The 21,600-nt window shown below is 72.4% G+C and carries 16 protein-coding genes; 10 read left to right on the forward strand and 6 right to left on the reverse strand.

What is annotated here, in order from left to right; translation table 11 throughout:
• Position 1 precedes the first annotated feature (1 nt).
• Together F593_RS22380 and F593_RS0104325 are read right to left on the reverse strand one after the other, a co-directional pair.
• The gene (locus F593_RS22380; RefSeq protein ID WP_022927532.1) at positions 2 to 3,688 is read right to left on the reverse strand and encodes a methionine synthase; all 3,687 of its coding nucleotides are present in this window, start codon (positions 3,686 to 3,688) and stop codon (positions 2 to 4) included.
• Between the two features lie 132 nt (positions 3,689 to 3,820).
• Positions 3,821 to 4,771, reverse strand: coding sequence for an NAD(P)-dependent oxidoreductase (locus F593_RS0104325; RefSeq protein WP_022927533.1), 951 nt, complete (start codon positions 4,769 to 4,771; stop codon positions 3,821 to 3,823).
• A gap of 109 nt (positions 4,772 to 4,880) precedes the next feature.
• Here F593_RS0104325 and F593_RS22385 point away from each other — a divergent pair, with 109 nt between their 5' ends.
• On the forward strand, positions 4,881 to 5,333 hold the full coding sequence (locus tag F593_RS22385) for a DUF488 domain-containing protein (protein ID WP_022927534.1): 453 nt from the start codon (positions 4,881 to 4,883) through the stop codon (positions 5,331 to 5,333).
• A 194-nt stretch (positions 5,334 to 5,527) separates the two neighbouring features.
• Here F593_RS22385 and F593_RS0104335 read toward each other — a convergent pair whose 3' ends face one another.
• Positions 5,528 to 7,675, reverse strand: coding sequence for a glutamine synthetase III family protein (locus tag F593_RS0104335; protein WP_022927535.1), 2,148 nt, complete (start codon positions 7,673 to 7,675; stop codon positions 5,528 to 5,530).
• Positions 7,676 to 8,036: 361 nt separating this feature from the next.
• On the opposite strand from F593_RS0104335, the gene F593_RS22390 reads away from it, so the two are divergent.
• Positions 8,037 to 9,569 (forward strand): ammonium transporter, encoded by a 1,533-nt coding sequence (locus F593_RS22390; RefSeq protein WP_022927536.1) that lies wholly within the window; start codon positions 8,037 to 8,039, stop codon positions 9,567 to 9,569.
• Positions 9,566 to 9,937 carry a P-II family nitrogen regulator gene (locus F593_RS22395; RefSeq protein WP_022927537.1) on the forward strand — a complete coding sequence of 124 codons (372 nt, stop codon included), beginning with the start codon at positions 9,566 to 9,568 and terminating at the stop codon, positions 9,935 to 9,937. Before F593_RS22390 ends, F593_RS22395 begins: the two co-directional genes overlap by 4 nt.
• A gap of 90 nt (positions 9,938 to 10,027) precedes the next feature.
• Here the strand turns inward: F593_RS22395 and F593_RS0104350 are convergent, their stop codons facing one another.
• A complete protein-coding gene (locus F593_RS0104350; RefSeq protein WP_022927538.1) occupies positions 10,028 to 10,573 on the reverse strand; it encodes a hypothetical protein in 546 nt (181 codons plus the stop codon).
• Positions 10,574 to 10,877: 304 nt separating this feature from the next.
• Here F593_RS0104350 and F593_RS0104355 point away from each other — a divergent pair, with 304 nt between their 5' ends.
• From F593_RS0104355 to F593_RS0104385, 6 genes are all read left to right on the forward strand, one after another.
• Positions 10,878 to 11,618: an MlaE family ABC transporter permease gene (locus F593_RS0104355; protein ID WP_028721427.1), complete on the forward strand. Its 741-nt coding sequence runs from the start codon at positions 10,878 to 10,880 to the stop codon at positions 11,616 to 11,618.
• Positions 11,615 to 12,412, forward strand: coding sequence for an ABC transporter permease (locus F593_RS0104360; protein WP_022927540.1), 798 nt, complete (start codon positions 11,615 to 11,617; stop codon positions 12,410 to 12,412). Before F593_RS0104355 ends, F593_RS0104360 begins: the two co-directional genes overlap by 4 nt.
• Positions 12,413 to 12,421: 9 nt before the next feature.
• Complete coding sequence (locus F593_RS0104365; protein ID WP_022927541.1) at positions 12,422 to 13,543, forward strand: ABC transporter ATP-binding protein; 1,122 nt, start codon at positions 12,422 to 12,424, stop codon at positions 13,541 to 13,543.
• A gap of 248 nt (positions 13,544 to 13,791) precedes the next feature.
• Entirely contained in the window at positions 13,792 to 16,641 is a 2,850-nt protein-coding gene (locus F593_RS0104370; RefSeq protein WP_022927542.1) for an efflux RND transporter permease subunit, read from the forward strand.
• Positions 16,638 to 17,597, forward strand: coding sequence for a TlpA family protein disulfide reductase (locus F593_RS27760; protein WP_022927543.1), 960 nt, complete (start codon positions 16,638 to 16,640; stop codon positions 17,595 to 17,597). The genes F593_RS0104370 and F593_RS27760 overlap by 4 nt, the downstream gene beginning before the upstream one ends.
• A 12-nt stretch (positions 17,598 to 17,609) precedes the next feature.
• Entirely contained in the window at positions 17,610 to 18,140 is a 531-nt protein-coding gene (locus F593_RS0104385; RefSeq protein ID WP_022927544.1) for a hypothetical protein, read from the forward strand.
• On the opposite strand, the gene F593_RS0104390 is transcribed toward F593_RS0104385, so the two are convergent.
• On the reverse strand, positions 18,130 to 18,498 hold the full coding sequence (locus tag F593_RS0104390; protein WP_022927545.1) for a hypothetical protein: 369 nt from the start codon (positions 18,496 to 18,498) through the stop codon (positions 18,130 to 18,132). The genes F593_RS0104385 and F593_RS0104390 overlap by 11 nt on opposite strands.
• 345 nt (positions 18,499 to 18,843) lie before the next feature.
• Entirely contained in the window at positions 18,844 to 20,148 is a 1,305-nt protein-coding gene (locus F593_RS0104395; RefSeq protein WP_022927546.1) for an aminotransferase class I/II-fold pyridoxal phosphate-dependent enzyme, read from the reverse strand.
• Positions 20,149 to 20,340: 192 nt separating this feature from the next.
• On the opposite strand from F593_RS0104395, the gene F593_RS0104400 reads away from it, so the two are divergent.
• A complete protein-coding gene (locus tag F593_RS0104400; RefSeq protein ID WP_022927547.1) occupies positions 20,341 to 21,570 on the forward strand; it encodes a GNAT family N-acetyltransferase in 1,230 nt (409 codons plus the stop codon).
• Positions 21,571 to 21,600 lie beyond the last annotated feature (30 nt).

Consider the following 21,600-nt stretch of genomic DNA (forward strand, 5'->3'; position numbering starts at 1 on the left):
CTCAGCCGGCGGGTGCGGCGTCCGGTGTCGGCACGTCGCCGGTGGCCGGCGCGCCGTCGGCCTGGACGCCCTCGGTCTGCTCGTCGACCTCGGACTCGAGGAAGTCGGCCTCGATCCGCGTGGCGTCGCGCTTGGTGCCGCGGATGATGTCGTCCGGGGCGCCGTTCTCGAGGAACCGGCCGTTGCGCATGCCGTAGTACACGGCCTGCGGGTGGTGCAGGACCATCGCCAGCGTCGACTGCTCCGGCGTGGGGGAGTAGCCGTCGGTCAGGTCCATCCCGATCTGCCCGATGTCGAGGAGGTCGCGGACCTTCTCGTGCTCGGACTGGTCGGGCACCGCCGGGTAGCCCCAGGACAGGCGGCGGCCCTGCGTCTCGGGGATGCCGAACCAGCCGCGGACCTTCCAGTGCAGCCACTCCGACAGGCCCTCGGCCGTCTGCACGCCCAGGCCGTGGACGAAGAGCTGCTCGGCGTACTCGCCCTCCTGCTCGAGCTTGGCCATCAGCTCGGTGACCTCGTCGCCGACCGTCAGCGCCTGCACGGCGACGACGTCGAGCTCCTCGGGGGGCCCGACGGTGCCGTCGTCCTGCTTCACGCCCGGGCGGAAGAAGTCGGCCGTGCACATGCGCGCGCCCTTCTGCTGGCGCGGCGAGACGAAGCGGTTGATCTCCGTCTTGCGGTCCTCCGGATCGAGCACCACGACGTCGTTGCCGTCGGCGTAGCACGGGAAGAAGCCGATCAGCGCCCGCGGGTGCAGGTAGTCGGCCTCGGCCCACATGCGCTCGAGCTTGGGACGGAAGCCCTCGCCGGCGTCCGGGTCGGTCGGGTCGCCCTCGATGAGCTTGCGCCAGGCCTCGCCCTTGATGCCGCGCCCACCCCAGTGGAGCTTGAACAGCACGTGGGTGTCGAGGTGGTGGTAGAGCTCGTCCTTGTCCACCGGGATCTCGCGCACGCCCCAGAACGGGGGCTCGGGGACGGGCGCGTCGGTGGCGACGGGGGAGCGGACGGAGGAGTCGTCCAGCGGCGGCAGGTCCTCCTCGACCTTCGCCTGGTTGCGCAGGTCGATCGCGCCCTGCTTGATCTCCTCGATCATCTCGGGCAGCTCGCCCTTGTCGATCATGCGGTCCATGACGCCGAGGCCCTCGAAGGCGTCCTTGCAGTAGAAGACGCCGCCCTCGTAGGTCGTGTCGTCGTCGAACCCGTTGGGGTGCAGCGCGCGGTACGAGAAGTTGCGGTTGATCGCGGCGCCGCCCAGGAGGACGGGGTACTTCAGGCCCTCGCGGTGCAGCTCCTGCACGGCCAGCGGCATCTGCTTCGACGTCGAGACGAGCAGGGCGGAGAGGCCGATCGCCGTGGCGTCGTGCTCCTTCGCGGCCTCGAGGATCGTGCCGACCGGGACCTGCTTGCCCAGGTCGATCACGGTGTAGCCGTTGTTGGAGAGGATCGTGTTGACGAGCGACTTGCCGATGTCGTGCACGTCGCCGAAGACCGTCGCCAGGACGACGGTGCCCTTGGTGTAGTCCGCGGTGCGCTCGAGGTAGTTCTCGAGCTGGGCCACGGCCTTCTTCATGACCTCGGCCGACTGCAGGACGAAGGGCAGGATGAGCTCGCCGGCGCCGAACTTGTCGCCGACCTCCTTCATCGCCGGCAGCAGCACGTCGTTCAGCGTCGGCACGGCGCCGAGCTTCTCGACGGCGCGGTCGATGTCGGCCTCGACGCCCTGCTTCTTGCGCTTGAGGATGCGGAAGTGCAGCGCGTCCTCCGGCTCCATCTCGGCCGTCGGATCGGCCTTCTCCTCGGCCTCCGCGCCCGGGCCCTTGGACTCGAAGTGCTGGATGAAGTGCTCGAGCGCGTCCTCGCTCTTGTTCCAGACGAGGTTCTCCGCGAGCTCGCGCTCCTTCGGGTCGATCTCGCCCATCGGGATGATGTGCGCCGGGTTGACCATCGCCAGGTCCAGCCCGGCCTCCACGCAGTGGTAGAGGAAGACCGAGTTCAGGACCGACCGCGCGGCCAGGCCGACGCCGAAGGAGACGTTCGAGACGCCGAGCGACGTCTTCACGCCCGGGAGGCGGTCGCCGATCTGGCGGATCGCCTCGATCGTCTGCACCGCGGAGTCGCGCCACTCCTCGTCGCCCGTGGTCAGGGTGAAGGTGAGCAGGTCGAAGATCAGGGCCTCGGGCTCGAGACCGTGCTCGTCGACGGCGATCTTGTGGATGCGCTCGGCGATCTCGAGCTTGCGCTCGACGGTCTTGCCCATCCCGATCTCGTCGATGGTCAGCGCGATGACCGCGGCGCCGTGCTCGAGCGCCATGGGCACCACGAGGTCCATCTTGTCGCGGCCGGCCTCGAGGTTGACCGAGTTGACGATCGCGCGGCCCGGGATCTGGTCGAGCGCGACCGAGATGACGTCGGGCTCGGTCGAGTCGATCTGGATCGGCGCGGGCTGCGTCAGCGAGATCTTCTTGACGACCTGCCGCATCTGCTCGGCCTCGTCGGCGCGCTCCGTGAGCGCGACGCAGACGTCGAGGACGTGGGCGCCGCCCTCGACCTGGCCCTCGGCGATCGTGACGAGCGAGTCGTAGTCGTCGGCGAGCAGCAGCTCCTTGGCCTTGCGGGAGCCCTGCGAGTTGACGCGCTCGCCGACGATCGTCGGGCGCGGGTGCTGCACGAGGTCGGCGGCGCCGATCATCGAGGAGACCTGGATCGCGCGCTTGTCCTTCGAGTTCGCGCCGACATTGAAGGCGGTCGCGCCCGGGGCGGACTTCGCGACGCGCTCGGCGATCGCGGAGATGTGCTCCGGCGTGGTGCCGCAGCAGCCGCCGACGATGGAGACGCCGAAGTCCTCGACGAACGTGCCCAGCGCGTCGGCGAGGGGCTGCGGCTTCTCCGGGAAGACGGTCTCGCCGTTGATGCCCTGCTGCGGGATGCCGGCGTTGGGGATGCAGTGGACCGGCACCGAGGCGTACTCGCCGAGGTAGCGGATCGCGTCGCGCATGTCCTCCGGGCCCGTCGAGCAGTTGAGCCCGATGACGTCGGCCTTCAGGGCCTCGAGCGTCGTGACGACGGAGGCGATGTCCGTGCCCAGGAGCATCTTGCCGCCGTTGGGCAGCAGCGAGACGGAGATCTGGAGCGGGACCTTGCGGCCCGTGGCCTTGAACGCCTCGCGGGCGCCGAAGATGGCGGCCTTGACCTCGAGGATGTCCTGCGCGGTCTCGATGATGAGCAGGTCGGCGCCGCCCTGGATCAGGCCACGGGACTGCTCCTCGAAGACCTTGACGAGGTCGCGGAACCTGATGTTGCCGAGCGTCGGGTCGTCCGAGCTGGGCAGGAAGCCCGTGGGGCCGATCGAGCCGGCGACGAAGCGGTCCGGGCCGGCGGCCTTGCGGGCGATCTCGGCCGCGCGGACGTTGATCTCGAGCGTGTGGTCCGCGAGGCCCCACTCCTCGAGCTTCAGGCGCGAGGCCTGGAAGGAGTCCGTCTCGAGCACCGTGGCGCCCGCGTCGAGCATCGTGGTGTGCAGCTCCTCGATGACGTCCGGGCGGTTGAGGACCAGGACCTCGTGCGCGCGGCCGGGAAGCTTGTAGTCGTCCTCGAGGGAGAGGTTCTTGTCCTCCAGCAGGGCACCCATCGATCCGTCGAAGACCACGACGTGATCGCGGACGGCTGCCAGGTAATCGCGCTCGGCCATGCAGGCAGTCTACCGAAGGCGCGGCCAACCTTGCCACAGCTGTGTCAAGGTTGGCCGATCCGGGCGTCGGAAGCGGCGCGCGGGCCCGACCCCGCGGGCGAGGGACGACGCGGTGAGAGCACCTCGCGGCCCCTACGGCAGCTCCCCCGCCACGAGGTTCTCCGGTCGCTCACCGCGCGCGAACGCCGCGACCTGCGCGGCCGCCACGGCCCACTGGCGAGCCTGCCATCCGCGCACGTCGCCGCCCACATGGGGCGTGATCAGCAGGCCCGGCGCCGTCCACAGCGGGTGGTCCTCCGGGAGCGGCTCGGGGTCCGTCACGTCGAGCGCTGCCCGCAGCCGTCCGGCGTGCAGCTCGCGGAGCAGGGCGTCCGTGTCCACGAGCGGCCCGCGCCCCGCGTTCACCAGTACCGCTCCGTCCTTCATGCGCCCGAGGAACGCGGCGTCGACCGTGCCACGAGTCGCTTCCGTCAACGGGAGCACGACGACGACCGCGTCCTGCTGCGGCAGCAGCGCGGGCACGTCCTCCATGGTCACGACGCCGTCCCGGGCGGTGCGGCCGACGAGGGTCGCGGTGGCCCCGAACGGGGCGACCATCGCGCCGACGTGCGCCCCGAGGTCGCCCGCCCCCAGGACGAGCACGCGCGCGCCCGCGAGGGACCCGGTGTCCTGCGGCTCCCACGACCGCCGCGCCTGCGCGTCGGCGAACGCGGGCAGCTCGCGGAGCGTCGCCAGCAGCAGGGCGACGGCGAGCTCCGCGGTCGCCCGCCCGTGGGCGCCCCGAGCGTTGCTGATCGCGACGCCGTCGGGCACGCGGCCGTCCCACGGGTCGAAGCCCGCGCTCAGGTTCTGCACGAGCCGCAGCTGCGGGAGCCGCCGCAGCAGCGGCAGCGTCGTCTCCGCGTGCGGGTTGTCGACCACGACGACGGTGGCAGCGTCGGCGCCGCCCGGCAGCGAGGAGCCGCGCGGGTCGTACGCGAGCGCGCGCACGCCGGGCACGTCGGCCAGGGCGTCGAGCCCGGCGGGCTCCGGCACCAGGACGAGGGTGACGTCGGAGTCGCCGGTGGGGGAGGGCGGGGTCATGGCCCCCACGCTAGGCGACCGCGCCGCGCGGCCCGGGTGAGCCCCGGACGCGCCCGGTCGTCCGCCCCGTCCGCCCGGTGTCGTCGGCACGCCGTGCGAGGGTGGGGGCATGCCCGCACGCCCCACGCTCTGGACGGTCGGCTACGAGCGCCTGCCGCCCGACGCGCTCGTCGCGACGCTGCAGGAGGCGGGGGTGCAGCGCCTGATCGACGTGCGCTTCCGCCCGCAGTCCCGCCGCGCCGGGATGTCGAAGACGAAGCTCGGCCTGCTGCTCGGCGAGCACCGGATCGCGTACGAGCACCGCCGCGCGCTCGGCACGCCGCCCGACATCCGCTCGGACTACAAGCACGGCCGGGTCGCGGCGGGCCACGAGCGCTTCGAGCACTACGTGGAGGAGGAGCACCACGCCGCGCTCGACGAGCTCGCCGCGGAGCTCGTGGCCGACGACGCGGCTCGGACCGTCCTCATGTGCCTCGAGGACGACGCGAAGGAGTGCCACCGCCACGTCCTCGCGCAGCGGCTCGGCGACCGGATCCCGGGGCTCCGCGTGTTGGATCTCTGAGGGACGAGGGAGCCGCGTCAGGGCGACGTCGGGGCCCGGCCGCCGCGTCCGGCGACGTGGCTCTGCCGGCCGGCCCGCCCCTGTTCGCCGACGCGACGCCTCAGGGCCGTCCGTAGCCGGCCCGCAACGACGGAGGCCCCGCGTCGCGGGGCCTCCGGGTCCTGCTGGGCTCGCCCGCCGGGGCGGACGGGGCGCTACTTGATGAAGAGCATCTCGGAGTAGAGCGGCAGGGGCCACAGCTCGTCCGCGACGACCTTCTCGAGGCGGTCGGCGACGCGCCGGACCTCGTTCATCGCCGGGATGACCTGGTCGCGCTGGAACAGGATGTGGTTCATGTCGTTGAGTTCACCCTCCTTGCGGTTGAGCTCCTCCAGCTTCAGGATCGAGGCGTAGAGCTCCTCCGTCAGGCCGCGGACCTCCGCGGTCGGGGCCTCCAGGCCGGCCTCGTCGAAGCGCTTGATCTGCGCCGTCGCGGCGGGCAGGATCAGCGTCCGCGCCATCTGGGCCGCGGTCTCCGCCTCGATGTTGAGCTTCACGCCGTACTGCTCGACGAGGACCTCGAAGCGGGCCTCCATCTCGCGCTCCGACAGGACCTCGTACTTCTCGAACAGCGCGATCGCGTCGGGCGTGACGAGCTCGGGCAGCGCGTCCGGGGTGGTGCGGTGGTTGAGCAGGCCGCGACGGGCCGCCTCCTCCTGCCACTCGTCGGCGTAGCCGTCGCCGCCGAAGACGATCCGCTTGTTCGCGGTGTACGTCTCGGCCGTGACCTCGGTGACCGCCGCGGCGAGCTCCGTGCCGGACTCGATCTTCTTCTCGAGCTCGTCGGCGAGCTCGTCGATGGCCTCGGCCGTGATCGTGTTCAGCACGGTGTTCGTGAGGCCGAGCGACTGGGACGAACCCAGCGCGCGGAACTCGAACTTGTTGCCCGTGAAGGCGAACGGCGAGGTGCGGTTGCGATCGCCGCCGTGGCGGGGCAGCGGGGGCAGGACCGGGGTGCCCATGCCGAGGAACGAGCCGGGCGCGGACGGGTCGCCCTCGCCGGCCTCGATGGCCTCGAAGACGGCCTCGAGCTCGGAGCCCAGGAAGATCGAGATGATCGCCGGCGGGGCCTCGTTGGCGCCCAGGCGGTGGTCCTGGCCGACGTTCGCCGCCGTCGCGCGCAGCAGGCCCTGGTGCTTGTTGACGGCCTTGATGACGGCCGAGCAGTAGAACAGGAAGACGAGGTTGCTGTGCGGCGTGTCGCCCGGGTCCAGCAGGTTGCCGCCCAGGTCCGTGCCCATGGACCAGTTGTTGTGCTTGCCCGAGCCGTTGACGCCGGCGAAGGGCTTCTCGTGCAGCAGGCAGATCAGGCCGTAGTGGGGCGCGGTCTGCTCCATCACCTGCATGACGAGGTGCTGGTGGTCCGCGGCGACGTTCGAGGTCTCGAACAGCGGCGCGAGCTCGTACTGGCCCGGGGCGACCTCGTTGTGGCGGGTCTTGACCGGCACGCCGAGGCGCTGGAGCTGGCGCTCCGTGTCCATCATGTACGCGAGGACGCGCTCCGGGATCGACCCGAAGTAGTGGTCGTCGAGCTCGTGGCCCTTCGGCGGCTGCGCACCGAACAGCGTGCGGCCCGTGATCTGCAGGTCGGGACGCTCGTAGTAGTACTGCTCGTCGATCAGGAAGTACTCCTGCTCGGCACCGATCGTCGTGAAGACGCGCTGCGGGTCCGTGTCGCCCAGCAGGCGCAGGGCGCGAACGGCGGAGCGCGAGAGCACGTCCATCGAGCGCAGCAGCGGGATCTTCGTGTCGAGCGCCTCGCCCGTCCACGACGTGAACGCCGTCGGGATGCAGAGCAGCGCGCCGTTGGGGTTCGTGAGGATGAACGCCGGCGACGTCGGGTCCCACGCGGTGTAGCCGCGGGCCTCGAACGTCGCGCGGATCCCGCCGGACGGGAAGGAGGACGCGTCGGGCTCGCCCTGGATGAGCTCCTTGCCGGAGAACTCGGCGATCGCGCCGCCGTCACCGGTGGGGCCGAAGAACGAGTCGTGCTTCTCGGCCGTGGAACCCGTGAGCGGCTGGAACCAGTGGGTGTAGTGGCTCGCGCCCTTCTCGAGCGCCCAGTCGCGCATCGCGGAGGCGACGGCGTCGGCGAGGGTCACGTCGAGGGCCTCGCCGCGCTCGAGCGTGCGCTGCAGGCGCTTGTAGACGTCCTTCGGGAGCCGCTGACGCTGGACCGCCGGGCTGAACGCGTCCACCCCGAAGATCTGGTTCTGCGGGCGGGTGAGGTCGTCGATGCCGAACGCGACGTCATCGGCGTTCCAGCGGGCGGCGGAGACGTTCCTCTGGCGGGGATGGGTCATGGGCTGCAGGTGCTCCTCGGGGTCGGTGACCGGCCATCGCGCGGGAGATTGCGGCCCAGCGCGAGGGGACCAGCGATGACAGTAGGTCCGACTTGGGGTGGCAGACCTTATCCCGATGTCCAAGGGGGCGGTTCGTCCGCTCGACACGAGGGATGCCCCCCGCCGATGTGGAGCATCTGTACATCGCGGCTTTCGCCAACCGTCCAGCGATCCACCCGCCGGCGACCGGGAGCCTCTGTGCTGTCCGCTCAAGGAGGAACCCCGCATGTCCCTGACGCTTCGCAGGGCCGGCGCGCAAGACGCTGCCGGCGCACCCCAGCACTCATCCGCACCCATCGCACGGCCCGCCGCTCGGTGGACCATGCCGTCCCGCAAGAAGCTCAGCATCGCTGCGCTGATCGCGATCGTCACGTCGGCGATCGCCGCGCCGACGATGTCCATGGCGATCTACGCGCCGGAGGCCTACGACGGCAACACCGGCAACGAGCCCGGGCAGATCGGCGGGGACCTCCTCCGCATCGCCAACGAGCTCAACGCCGTCTGGCTCATCCTCGGCGCCTGCCTCGTCTTCTTCATGCAGGTCGGGTTCCTCGGCCTCGAGGTCGGCTTCTCGCGCGGCAAGAACGTCGCCTCCGGCATCGCGAAGATCTTCGTGAACATCGCGATCGCCGCGATCGTCTGGTGGGCCATCGGCTACGCCGTCGCGTTCGGCGAGGGCGGCACGAAGCTCATCGGCGGCGGCAGCGACGCCTTCTACAAGATGTCCTGGGACGCCGGCGCCCCCACGGCAACCGGCGGCGCGGACGGCTTCGCGTTCTTCTTCTTCCAGTTCACCTTCGCGGCCGTCGCGCTGGCGATCGTCTGGGGCTCGACGCTCGAGCGGATCAAGTTCATCGCCTACCCGATCTTCGGCATCGTCTTCATCGCCGTGATCTACCCGCTCGTCGCCCACGCGACGTGGTCGGGCATGGGCCTCTTCGGCGGCGAGAAGGGCATCACCGTCGGCGACGCCGCGGGCGCCCTCGACTACGCCGGCTCCGGCGTCGTGCACCTCACGGGCGCCACGGCGGCCCTCGCTGCCGCGATCGTCCTCGGGCCGCGCCTGGGCAAGTACGACGCGAACGGCAAGCCCCGCGCCATCCCGGGCCACTCCATGCCGATCTTCGGCATCGGCGTCATCGTCCTGTGGCTCGGCTGGTTCGGCTTCAACGGTGTCTCGTCGCTCAACACGGACGGCGGCTTCTTCGCCCACGTCATCGCGGTCACGAACCTTTCCGCCGCGGCGGGCGTCGTCGGCGCCGGCCTCATGATGTGGCTCAAGACGAAGCAGTTCGATGTCGGCATGCTCGGCAACGGCGCGATCGCCGGCCTCGTGGCCATCACGGCGCCCGCGGGCTACGTCGAGATGTGGGCGGCGCCGATCATCGGCTTCGTCGGTGGCCTGATCGTCGTCTTCGGCATCATCGCGATCGACCGCATGGGCATCGACGACCCGGTCGGCGCCACCTCCGCGCACGGCCTGGCCGGCATCTGGGGCACGCTCGCCGTCGGCCTGTTCCTGTCGCCCGAGCTCTCGAAGTACAACGACCTGGGCGGGAACCCGAACGGTGGCCTCTTCACCGGTGGCGGCTTCGACCAGCTCATCGTGCAGGCGATCGTGGTGGTCATCACCTTCGTCTTCGTGTTCGCCGCCTCGTACCTCGTCTTCTGGCTCATCAAGAAGACGATCGGCCTGCGGGTCAGCGCCGAGGAGGAGCGTGCCGGCCTCGACATCTCCGAGCACGGCATGTATGGCTACCCTGAGCAGTTCATCCCCGAGGCCGAGCTCGTGGGCGCGCAGCACGCCGCCTCCCCGTCGGTCGGTCCGGCCCCCCGCACGGAGATCCCCGCATGAAGATGGTCGTCGCATATGTCCGCCACGAGGCCTTCGAGCCCATCCGGGGTGAGCTCCTGGATCTCGGCTTCCCGAGCCTGTCCGTGAGCGAGGTCAAGGGCTCCGGCCGCCAGAAGGGCATCACGGAGCGCTACCGCGGCGCCGAGCTGACGAACTACCTGCGCCCGAAGCTCAAGATCGAGTGCGTGGTGGACGACGGCGACGTGCAGACCATCGTCGACTCGATCCTCAAGCACGCCCGCACCGGCGCGGTGGGCGACGGCAAGGTGTTCATCGTCCCCGTCGAGGAGTCGTACCGGATCCGTACGGGCGAGGCCGGCAGCGAGACGCTGCAGGCCCACTCGGCCCAGGACATGCCGCCGAAGTGATCGGCAGGGCGGCGGGTTCGGCCCGCCGCCACCGTGGTTTCCTCGGGCGTCGCCAGCAGCTGGCGGCGCCCGTCCGCGTTCTCGGGCGGCTCAGTCCGCGACGGTGACCTTGATGGTGCCGCTCGAGGCACCACCGAAGGCCTTGACCGGCGCCCGCTCGGAGAGGCCGCCGACCACGCGCCAGCGCACGGTGTGCTCGCCGGCGACCACCGGGGTGAGCTTCCACGTGAACGTGCGCTGCTCGCCCGCCTTCAGCATGCCCATGGACCAGGTGTTCACGTACGCCGTGGAGGCGCCGCGCGGCGGCTCGTCGACGATCCAGATCGGACGCCGCGGGTCCGAGACGCGCCCGGCACCGTTGTCCTCGTCGTTGATCGTCCGCCCGAGGCCCTCGAGGACGATGCCCGCGTCGGGGATGCGACGACGGTCCTCCTCGTTCGTGATCGTGATCCGCAGGGTCTCGGCGCCCGAGAGCTCCTGGGTGCGGTCGAAGGAGGCCTTGGCGGAGACGCGGAAGGGCGTGCCCTTCGAGGCGTCGACGAGCGTCTTCTCCTCGCTGCCGCACGCGGAGAGGGCGGCGGCGCATCCCGCGAGCACGAGGGCCGTGCCCAGACGGATGGGGGGAGAGGGGCTCATCGCGCGGGCAGGCTAACACAGGGTGCGGCCCGGACCAGCACGTTTCCGGGCCGGTCTACGGAGTCCACACCGACGGTCGCGAAACCCAACAGGAACCAAACCTACCCGCGGTCGAACCCGCGAGTAGCCCCGGAACCCCCGTGGACACTGGGGATGCGTGTGGCCGCTGGCACACAACGGGGCCATGGCGTACGCTTCCCGAGTCCGGTCGAGCCTTCTCGTCCGGCGCCGAAACCTCATGGTCCGCACCGTCTCCGATCGCATCTTCGAACCGGCCAAGGGGGCGCTGGAGGAAGTCGGCGACATGATGCTCCTGACGGGGAAGACGATCGTCTCCGCCGTCCGGCCGCCGTACTCCTACGGCGACGAGTTCGTCCACCAGTTCCTCTTCGCGCTCCGGCTCTGCTGGTTCCCGCTCCTGATCTCGACGGTCGCCATCTCGTACGGCGCCCCGGGACTGCAGGGTGCGAACTTCCTCATCCTCTTCGGCGCGATCGACCGCCTCGGCGGCTTCTTCGTCCTGGCGACGATCCGCGAGTTCGCGCCGACCGTGACCGCCATCGTGCTCGCCGGCATCGCCGGCACGGCCATCACGGCCGACCTCGGGGCCCGCAAGATCCGTGAGGAGCTCGACGCCCTCCAGGTGCTCGGCGTCGACCCGGTGAAGAGCCTGGTCGTCCCGCGCTTCCTGGCGCTGATGATCGTGACGGCGCTCTTCGACGTCTACGCGATCATCTTCGGCGTCTTCGGCGGCATCCTCGCCACGCTCGTCAACGGCGCCCCCCTCGGTCCGTTCTGGGCCACGTTCTTCTCCAACGCGTCGACCACCGACCTCTGGGCGTCCTTCGTCAAGTGCTCGCTGTTCGGGGCGATCATCGCCATCGTCTGCTCCTACAAGGGCATGACGGCGAAGGGCGGCGCCGAGGGCGTCGGCCGTGCGGTGAACCAGGCGGTGGTCATCGCCTTCCTGGGCATCTTCGCCTTCAACTACGTCTTCACGCAGACCCTGCTGGCGACGAACCCCGAGATGCTGGTGATCAAGTGAGCACGTGGCTCGAGCAGCCCAAGGAGCTCCTGGCCTCCGTCGGCGAGACCGCCAAGTTCTCGGCGAAGGTCGTCGGCCAGGTCTGGTCGCTCCGCGTCCTGCGGTTCCTGGGCGAGGCGCTACGGCAGGCCGGCGTGCTCATCACGAGCTCGACCGTCGTCATCTGGGGCCTGGTCTTCTTCATCGGCCTGCAGTGCGGCATCGAGGGCGCGTACTTCACGCGGTCCGTCGGATCCCCCGCCTACGCCGGCGTGTTCACCGCCTGGTGCGACCTGCGTGAGCTCGTCCCCACGGTGTTCGGCTACATGATGGCCGCGAAGGTGGGCACCGGCATCGTCGCCGAGCTCGGCTCCATGCGGATCTCGGAGGAGATCGACGCCCTCGAGGTGATGGGCTTCGACTCCGTGCTCTTCCTGTGCGCGACCCGCCTGCTGGCCGCGTGGGTGGTCCTGCCGTTCATGTACATCGTCGCGATCGGCGCCGGTTTCTTCGCCAGCTACATGGCCGTCGTCATCCAGGTCGGCGACGTGTCCTCCGGCGGCTACCTGCTGATCTTCTGGATGTTCCAGAACCCGCCCGACCTGTTGTACAGCCTGATCAAGGCCATGCTCATGGCCACCGTGATCGTGTTGATCGGGTGTTACTACGGGTACAATGCGAGTGGTGGTCCAGTGGGAGTGGGGACCGCCACCGCCAAGTCGATGGTGGTGAACCTCATCATGGTCCACCTCATCGCCATGCTCGGCACCCAGCTCTTCTGGGGAGCCAACCCACGAGCACCCATCGGAGGGTAGAGAGGCCCCATGCCGTTCATCCCCAAGCGCCACGACGGCGCGCAGGACGAGGTCTCGGACCGCAAGGCCGACGACGCCGTCCCGGACAAGTCCGGGCTGTTCGTCGACCCGGACGAGCCGACTCGCGAGGAGCGGGAGCGCGCCGAGCAGGACGCGGAGCGCGAGCACCCCGCGGGCGAGCGCGGCGCGTCCGTCGCCACGCGCGACGGCGAGCAGGTCGCCCGCGACGAGGACGACGACGCGAAGCAGGGCTCCGGCGGCGTCCAGGTCGTGCACGAACCGGCCGTCGAGGATCCCGACGACGAGTACCAGTGGCACACGGGCCAGCGCCGCCCCACGGGCGCGCCGGACGCCGTCGAGTTCGTCGAGACCCACAAGGCGTTCGGCCGCAACCGCATCCTCCGCGGCCTCAACATGGGCCTGCCGGAGGGGATGATCTCGATGATCCTCGGGCCGTCCGGTACCGGCAAGTCCGTCTGCATCAAGCACATGGTCGGGCTGCTCTATCCCGACGACGGCGACGTCCTGGTGCACGGCGAGTCCGTCCCGGCGATGCCGCTGGACGACCTGCTGGCCATGCGCCGCAAGTTCGGCGTGCTGTTCCAGGACGGCGCGCTGTTCGGCTCGATGGACATCTACGACAACGTCGCCTTCCCGCTGCGCCAGCACACGGACAAGGGCGAGGACGACGTCAAGCGCATCGTCGACGCCCGCCTCGACGAGGTCGGCCTGGCCGAGGCGCAGGACAAGTTCCCCAACGAGCTCTCGGGCGGCATGCGCAAGCGCGCCGGCTTCGCGCGCGCCCTCGTGCTCGACCCGTCCATCGTCCTCTTCGACGAGCCGGACTCCGGCCTGGACCCGGTGCGCACCGCGCTCCTGGGCGAGCTCATCAAGGAGATCCACGCCGAGACGATGGAGAGCGCGAAGGAGAAGAACTGGCCGCACCTGCCGGCCTTCACCCTCATCACGCACGACATCATGACCGCGCGACGCGTGTCGGAGTACATCAACGTCGTGTGGCGCGGGCGGATCGTCGAGGCGGGACCGGCCGACGAGCTGTTCAACTCGGAGAACGCCTTCGTGAACCAGTTCCTGGCGGGCGCCTCGCGCGGCCCGCTCGGCATGAACTAGGTGGGCGGCGCAGGCAGGGGCTGTCGGCTGGCCGCTGCCGCGGGTTCGCCCGCTCGCTCGTCCGTGCGACGGGCCGGCCGCGGCCGCCTGCGACGCCCTTTGGCGGCGTGGGTCCTCGCCGGGGGCGGGGTGCGCCCGGCTGTCGTGGGCTGCCCGCCTGGCGGTGCACCGATGTGCCGGCGAGTCGATGTCCGTCCCGCCGTCGACCGGCGCTCGGGTGAGCCCTCCGCCGCTAGGCTCGCGGCCGCATGACCCGCATCGTCGAGTGGTCCCTGCGCCACCCGCGGCGCGTCGGTGTGCTCGCGGGGCTGCTGCTGCTGCTCGCGGTCGCCGGCCTGACGCGCGGGGGGACGAGCGCCGCGGTCAGCACGATCACCGGCACGGGCTCCGAGGCCTACCGCGCCGACCGGGCGTCGGCGAAGGCGTTCGGGGACGAGGCCATCGTGGTCCTCATCCGCGCGTCGGCCCGCGACATCGCGCTCACGGACGACGTGGGCCGGGTGCTCGGGCTCGAGGCGTGCCTCGGCGGCAAGGTCCCCGAGGAGCAGGAGCTGCCCGGCGGCAAGGACGGCCCGTGCGAGGCGCTGCGCCGCATGGACCCGGTGCACGTCGTCTACGGGCCCGCGACGTTCATCGGCACCGGCGTCGACCTCGTCAACGGCGAGATCGCCCGGGCGGCGCAGAGCGCCCAGACGGCCCCCGCGCAGGCGAAGGCCGACGCCGAGGCCGCAGCGCGCAAGGCGGGGCGCTCGGCCGCCCAGGTCGCCGCGGCCGGCCGTGCCGCCGAGCGCGCCGCGAACGAGGACACCACCGCAGCGCTCCGGGTCGCCCAGTCCTACGGCGTGAACCCCACCGGCGTGCAGATCACCGACGCGCCGTTCGTCTCGCGCTTCGTGTTCGGCGGCGAGGCCGCGAACCTGCGGACGCCGAAGGCCCTGTTCCGTCCCGTGCTGCCGTCCCCCGACGCCGGGCTGATCGCGGTGCGGCTGCGCCACGACCTCGGCGACGACGCCCGCCATCGGGTCGTCGAGCTCGTGCGGCAGGCCGTCGCGCTCCCCGACTTCCGGCTGGCGCGGGGGAGCGGGTACGTCGTCTCCGGCACCCCCGTCATCGTCGGCGCCGTCGCCGACGAGCTGCAGGGCGCGCTGCTCGCGCTCCTGGCGGTCGGCGTCCTCGTGATGGCCGTGGTGCTCGCGCTCACGTTCCCGGAGCGGCGGCGCCTGCGGCCGCTGCTGCTGGCGCTCGGCACCGTCGGCGTCGTCTTCGGCGCGATCGGACTGCTCGGGCTCTCGTTGAACCTCGGCACGATCGCCACCCTGCCCGTGCTCCTCGGGCTCGCCGTGGACTACGGCGTGCAGCTCCACGCGCGCGTCGAGGAATCCCGGCGCGCGGGGCTCGACGGGCCCGACGCCGTGCGCGACGCGGTCCGGCGCGGCGGGCGGCCGGTGCTCCTGGCCGCGGGAGCCACCCTCGCCGGGTTCGTCGCCCTCTTCGCGTCCCCGACGCCGCTCGTGCGCGGATTCGCCCTCGTCCTCTTCGCCGGCGTCGCGCTGGCCGTGGTGGCCTCCTTCACGATCGGCCTGGTGCTCCACGCCGGACTGTGGCGCCGCCGGGACAGGGCGTCGGGTGCCGACGCCGTCGAGGGAACGGCCGGTGTGGTCGCGGCCGACGGCGCCGGGACGGCCGGTGTGGTCGCGGCCGACGACGCCACCGCGGCCCATGTGGCTGCGACGGACGCCGGAGCAGCCGGGGTGGGCGCGGTCGACGGGACGCGCGCCGACGGTGCCGCAGCGGCCGGCCAGGACGCCGCGACGCCCGGTGCCCCGCCCGCGGGCGCCTCGGTCGTCGCCACGGGGAGCGCCCCCGCGCTGGCGACGGGCGGCATCGGGAGCGGCCCCGTCGTCCGGCGCCTCGTGTCCGGGGCGCACGCCCGGCCGTGGCCCGTGCTCGTCGTCGGCACGCTGCTGGCGATCGTCGGCGTGGCGGTCGGCTCCACCGAGGCGGTCGAGACCGACATCCAGCGGCTCGTCCCGGGCGACCTGCCCGCACTCCGCGACGCCCGGGCGCTCGAGGCGGCGACCGGGCAGTCGGGCGAGGTCCGGGTCCTCGTCCGCGGTCGGGACCTCGCGACGCCGAGGACGCTCGCGTGGATCGACGACACGCGCACCCGTGTGCTGCGCGAAGCCGGCTACGACGCCGCGCGCGGCTGCACGGACGGGGCGGCGCTCTGCCCGCTCTCGGCACCCTTCTCGACCCTCATGCTGACCTCGCCGCCGAAGACGCTGAAGAGTGCGGAGCAGACGGAGGCCGCGCTCGCGGCGCTGCCCGCGTACTTCACGGAGTCGGCGATCACGGAGGACCGGAGCCAGGCGCTCATCAGCCTCGGCCTGCCGCTCGCCCCGCTGGACGAGCAGCAGCGCACGCTCGACCGCGTACGCGCCGCGGTGGCGAACCCGCCGGCGGGGGTGACGGCGACGGTGACAGGGCTCCCGGTCCTCGTCGGCGACGCGAGCGAGGCCGTCTCCTCGCCGCTGCGCCGCCTGCTCACGCTGCTGGGGAGCATCGTGCTCGTCGGCGGGCTGCTCGTCGCGGTCACGCGCTCCTGGCGACGGGGCCTCGTCCCCGTGCTCCCCGTCGCGCTCGCCGCGGGCTGGTCCGGCGTCCTGACCTGGGCGTTCGGTCTGCCCCTCAACCCGCTCTCCGTGGTCCTGAGCGCGCTCATCGTCGCCATCGGCACGGAGTTCGGGGTGCTGCTCGTCGAGCGTTACGGGCAGGAGCGCCGGGCCGGACACCCCGACGCCGTCGCCATTGCTCGCACCGCCGCCTCCACGGGGCGCGCCGTCGGGGCCTCCGCCGCCACCACCGTCGCCGGCTTCGGCGTCCTGGCCGTCAGCGACATCCCGCTCCTGCGGCAGTTCGGGCTGATCACGGTCCTCGACCTCTGCGTCGCGGTGCTCGCCGTCGTCCTCGTGCTCCCGGCGGTGGCCGCCGTGGCCGCGCGCCGGGCGGCCTCCGGGGCCCCGGAGGCGACGCCGCCGGCGCCCGACACCGGGGTCGGCATCGCCCCCGCACCCGCCCGTGAGGAGCTGCGCGCATGATCGACCGGGACGACCCCCACCCCGACCGCCCGGAGGACGACGACCCGTTCGCCTTCGCGCCCGACGAGCGCGACGCCCTCGAGACGGGCACGACGTCTGGCCCCAGCGCGGGGCCGGGCTCGGACGCGGAGCCCGGCACGCGTGAGCAGACCGACTCCGGGGGCCCCGTCGGCGACCCCGCCGACGTGGCCGCGGAGCGCGAGCGCGAGGCGGCGCGGGCCCGGGTGGCGGAGGAGGCGGCCGCCCGGCGCGCGCTGCTGGCGGACGAAGCGTCCCGCACCGCCCAGGCGGCGTCGACCCGCTGGCTGATCGCGGGCGTGGTGCTGATCCTGATCCTGGCCGTCGGCTCGACGCTGCTCGCCGGGCGCGGGGGCGACGACGCCCAGGTGCGCCCCGGCGAGCGGCTGCCGGCGTTCGCGGCCCCGCTGGCGACGCGGCCCAAGCTCGCCCAGGACGACGTCAACCTCGCCCAGCGCGACGACCAGGGGCAGGCCGGACGCCGCGCGGCGTGCAGCATCCGCAACCCCTCCGCGGTGACCTCGTGCGCGCTCCTGCGCGACGGGCCGCTCGTCATCGTCGTCTTCAGCCGCGGCGTCGACGCGTGCCTGCGGGCGGTCGACGACGTCGAGGCGGTGCGCCGCGCCCTGCCGCGGCTCGGCACGCTCGCGGTCGCCACGAACGCCGAGCACGCCGAGGCCGCCGAGGCCGTGCGCGCGCGGCGGTGGGGCCTGCCCGTGGTCTACGACCGCGACGGCGCTCTGGCCTCGCGCCTCGGGGCCGCGGTCTGCCCGCTCGTGCTCTTCGTCCGCCGCGACGGCTCCGTGGCGGACCGCATCGTCGGGGACGTGACGGAGGCCGGGGTGCGGGTCCGCGCCGAGCGTCTGCTGCGGACCGGCGCGACGGCCCCCGCAGCGGGCACGACCACGACGCAGGCCGCGCCCGCGGACGGCCGGTAACCTCGGCTCGCCGTGGCCCAGTCGAGGAACAGCAAGCGCCGGTCGGCGCGCAAGCGTCAGGGGTCCGGCGGGCGCCGCGCCCCCGGCGCCCCGCCGCGTCCGGCACCCGCGCCGCGCGTCACGCCGCCGCCGACGGGCACCCCGTCGATCAAGGCGTCCCGCGACGAGGCTCCGAAGCCGATCTGGGCGCCGCTGCCGGTCACGGAGCTGCTGATCCTCGTCGGGATCGTCACGGCGGTCGTGGGCGTCGTCCGCGCCACGCCGGCGGTGGTCCTCGCCGGTCTCGTGATCGTGATGGTCCCCTCCCTCGAGCTCGCGCTGCGGGAGCACTTCGCCGGCTACCGCTCGCACTCGGCGATGCTGGCCGGGGTGCTCGCGCTGATCGTCGGTCCCGGCGGGGCGGTCGCGCTGCGTGCGCTGGACGTCGTCGCGTTGCCCGTCTGGGCGCTCGCGGCGATCGTCCTGCTCGTGTTCGCGCCCGCCTTCACCCTGCTGCGCCGGGCGTTCCGCCGGCGCAGCGGGGGGCTGTCCTTCAGGGTGTGAGCCCCGGGCGGCCGCTCACGCCGCCCAGGAGCGCGACGAGCGCCGCCCGCTGCCGGGGCGTCAACGCGGCCAGGACCTTCGTCTCCGGCACGGGCACGCGGCGGAGGGTCCGCGCGGCCCGCGTGTCACCCCAGCGGTGCTGCGCGGCCAGGAGCTCGCCGACCGACATCGACCGGGCCTCGGGAGGCGGGTCGGCGACGACGTCGGCGGCCAGGCACGAGCCGTCGTGCACGGCGCGCCGCAGCGCGGCGCGGGCGGTCCGCACGGCGTTGGCCTGGGCCAGCGCCGCACGGCGCTGGTCGTCCCGCGACGGGGTGGCCGTCCGGGGAGGATGGATGTCCTGGGTCGTTGCGAGCACGCGGTGCGCGCCTCCTTCGGGGCTGCTGATCGCCGGGGACGAGGACCTCGCCCGGGGGAGGTATGGGCGCGGAGCCAGTCGCCGACGACCGTGCGCGCGTGCTCCGCGAACCCCACGAGGTCCACTCGCCTCGAACCTACCCGCGGTCGACGAAGGCGGTCAACGGCCCGAGCGCTCGGTGCACGCTCGTAGCGGGAAAAACGGACCGCGCACTCCGCCGGAGGTCGTAGACGACCGGCGGGTCCGCCATCCGGCGGGCCGGGCCGGCGCGGGGGCGGCGGCGAGCGGCGGCCCGGACGCGGCGGCCCGGACGCCGGCCCCCCCGGGGGCGGCCGATGCCGCGACTCAGGCGTGGACGCCGGGACCGGGGAGCGCGCCGTGCTCGGCCTCGAACGCCCGCTTGACCCGCGCGAAGACCTCGAGCGCCTCGTCGAGGTGCTGCCGGGTGTGCGTCGCCATGACCGAGGTGCGCAGGGCGGCGCCGGCCGGCGGCACCGCCGGGTGCAGGGCGGTGTTGACGAACACGCCCGCGTCGAACAGCGCGCGCCAGAGCAGCACGGCCTTCCAGTCGTCGCCCACGGTGACGGTGACGATGGGGGTGACGACGTCGGTGCGGCCCGTGGCGACGTCCGTCGGGATCGGCTGGGGTTGGACGACGGCGTAGCCCAGAGCCTCCAGCCCGTCGCGGAGGTAGCGCGCGTTGTCGAGGACGGCGCTCAGGAGCGCGGGGCCCTCGTCGGAGCGGACGATCCGCAGCGCCGCGAGCGCCGAGCCGACGGCGGCGGGCACGGCCGAGGCCGTGAACAGGAAGGCGCGCGAGCTGATGCGCAGGTACTCGACGACCTCGGTCGTGCCGGCGATGAAGCCGCCGCACGAGGCCAGCGACTTCGAGAACGTGCCCATCCGCAGGTCGACGCGGTCCTCCACGCCGAGCAGCTCGCTCGTGCCGGCCCCGCGGGCCCCGAGGACGCCGGCGCCGTGGGCCTCGTCGACCATCAGCCGGGCGCCGTAGCGCTCCGTCAGGTCGGCGATCTCGCGCAGCGGGGCGATGTCGCCCTCCATGGAGAACACGCCGTCGACGACGACCAGCACGCCGCCGCCGTCGCCCCGGGCGCGCTGCAGCTGCTTCTCGAGCTTGTCCAGCCGGTTGTGGCGGAACGGACGCAGCTTCGCCTTCGAGAGCAGGCAGCCGTCGAGGATCGACGCGTGGTCGCCGGAGTCGGCGATGACGGTGTCCGTCGGCCCGAGGATCGTGCCGAGCGTGCCGACGTTCGCCTGGTGGCCGGTCGAGAAGACGATCGCGTCCTCCGTGCCCATCCACTCCGCGATCTCGCGCTCGAGCTCGAGGTGCAGCGGGATCGTGCCGTTGAGCAGGCGCGAGCCCGTCAGCCCGGTCCCGTACCGGTCGATCGCGTCGTGGGCCGCCGCGATCACGCGCGGGTCCGACGTCAGGCCGAGGTAGTTGTTGGACCCGAGCTGGATCCGCTCGGCGCCCTCCATCGTGACGACGGGCTGCGCGGCGCTCTCCTGCACGTGGAAGTACGGCAGCAGGTCGGCCTCGCGCGCCGCGGCGAGCTGCTCGGCGCGCTCGTGGCCGCGGACCTTCGCGAAGACGTCGACGGGGGCGGGTGCGGTGGCGGGGTCGGTCATGGGCGTTCCCGTCCAATCTACGGACCAGCGTCTTCGGCGTGCAGGCGCACGCGCACACGACTCGCGCCTCCGTCCGCCGCCGAGGCCGCCCGGCTTCCGAACCGCGAGCTCGCCCGGCGCCCGCCCGCGACGCCTGGGGGCGTCCGCCGCGGGCGCACCGGGCCCCGGTCCGACGGTCGGTAGGGTCGAACCGTGACCCTGCAGATCCGTCCCGTGCTCACGCGCCGGGACCTCAACGCCTTCATCGACCTCCCCTTCCGCCTGTACCGCGACGCGGAGCACTGGGTCTCGATGCCGCGGCTGTTCCTCAAGCAGGAGCTGGACCGGGGGCGCAACCCGTGGTTCGAGCACGCCGAGGCGGAGTACTTCCTCGCGGAGCGCGACGGGCGCGTCGTCGGGCGCATCACCGCACAGGTCGACCGGGCGCTGCACGAGTTCCAGGGCACCCGCTGGGGCCAGTTCGGCTGGTTCGAGTGCGAGGACGACCAGGAGGCCGCGTCGGCCATGATCGACGTCGCGGCCGCCTGGGTGCGGAGCCGGGGCTGCGACCGCGTCGTCGGACCGTTCTCGTTCACCACGAACGACGAGTGCGGGCTGCTCGTCAACGGCTACGACCGTCCGCCGATCGTGCTGACGGGCTGGCACTTCCCCTACTACCGGACGCTGCTCGAGAACGCGGGCCTGGTGCGGGCGATGGACACCCTGATGTGGGACCTCCACGTGCGCGACCGCGAGCGCGTGCACCCCATGATCTGGAAGATCGCCGACCGCGTGGAGTCCGAGCACGGGATCGTCTCGCGGCACTTCCGCAAGAAGGACATCCGCGAGGAGGTCGGGCGGTTCCTCGAGGTCTACAACGCGGCGTGGGAGAAGAACTGGGGCTTCGTGCCACTGAACGAGAAGGAGGTCCGGCACTACGCGAAGGAGCTGGGGCCCATGCTCGACGAGAACTGGGCGATGGTCTCCGAGATCCCGGAGACGGGTGAGGTCGTCGGTGCCGCCCTCTCCATCCCGGACTACAACCAGGTCCTCGCCCGCGTCCGGAACGGCCGCCTGCTGCCCTTCGGCTGGCTCACGCTGCTGCGCCACCGCAAGGAGATCGACCGCGTGCGGGTCTTCGCCCTCGGCGTCAAGCCGCAGTACCAGCACACCGGGGTGGGGGCCAAGCTCTACGAGATGCACTACCAGTCCGCGATGCGCACGCCCCAGGGCGGCGGTGAGACGGGCTGGATCCTCGAGTCCAACACCGCCATGAACAAGGCGATGCAGAAGATGGGCGGCACGGTGGCGCGCCGCTACCGGTTCTACGAGCGCCTGCTCGAGCCGGGCGCCGAGCCGTCCGCGCCGGCGAAGGCGACGAAGTTCACGGGCGACTGGGTCGACGAGGACTCCGTCCTCGCGCACGGGTCCGTCGCGTCCTGACGGCCGGTCCGGCGGCTGCCGCCGCTATCC

The organism is Patulibacter americanus DSM 16676 (assembly GCF_000420025.1).
Classification (GTDB): Bacteria; Actinomycetota; Thermoleophilia; order Solirubrobacterales; family Solirubrobacteraceae; genus Patulibacter; species Patulibacter americanus.

What these genes read in the sequence shown, in the direction of transcription:
- F593_RS22380 (WP_022927532.1), bottom strand. Translation starts at nt 3,688, where the DNA reads ATGGCCGAGCGCGATTACCTGGCAGCCGTCCGCGATCACGTCGTGGTC.
- F593_RS0104325 (WP_022927533.1), bottom strand. Translation starts at nt 4,771, where the DNA reads ATGACCCCGCCCTCCCCCACCGGCGACTCCGACGTCACCCTCGTCCTG.
- F593_RS22385 (WP_022927534.1), top strand. Translation starts at nt 4,881, where the DNA reads ATGCCCGCACGCCCCACGCTCTGGACGGTCGGCTACGAGCGCCTGCCG.
- F593_RS0104335 (WP_022927535.1), bottom strand. Translation starts at nt 7,675, where the DNA reads ATGACCCATCCCCGCCAGAGGAACGTCTCCGCCGCCCGCTGGAACGCC.
- F593_RS22390 (WP_022927536.1), top strand. Translation starts at nt 8,037, where the DNA reads ATGCCGTCCCGCAAGAAGCTCAGCATCGCTGCGCTGATCGCGATCGTC.
- F593_RS22395 (WP_022927537.1), top strand. Translation starts at nt 9,566, where the DNA reads ATGAAGATGGTCGTCGCATATGTCCGCCACGAGGCCTTCGAGCCCATC.
- F593_RS0104350 (WP_022927538.1), bottom strand. Translation starts at nt 10,573, where the DNA reads ATGAGCCCCTCTCCCCCCATCCGTCTGGGCACGGCCCTCGTGCTCGCG.
- F593_RS0104355 (WP_028721427.1), top strand. Translation starts at nt 10,878, where the DNA reads ATGATGCTCCTGACGGGGAAGACGATCGTCTCCGCCGTCCGGCCGCCG.
- F593_RS0104365 (WP_022927541.1), top strand. Translation starts at nt 12,422, where the DNA reads ATGCCGTTCATCCCCAAGCGCCACGACGGCGCGCAGGACGAGGTCTCG.
- F593_RS0104370 (WP_022927542.1), top strand. Translation starts at nt 13,792, where the DNA reads ATGACCCGCATCGTCGAGTGGTCCCTGCGCCACCCGCGGCGCGTCGGT.
- F593_RS27760 (WP_022927543.1), top strand. Translation starts at nt 16,638, where the DNA reads ATGATCGACCGGGACGACCCCCACCCCGACCGCCCGGAGGACGACGAC.
- F593_RS0104395 (WP_022927546.1), bottom strand. Translation starts at nt 20,148, where the DNA reads ATGACCGACCCCGCCACCGCACCCGCCCCCGTCGACGTCTTCGCGAAG.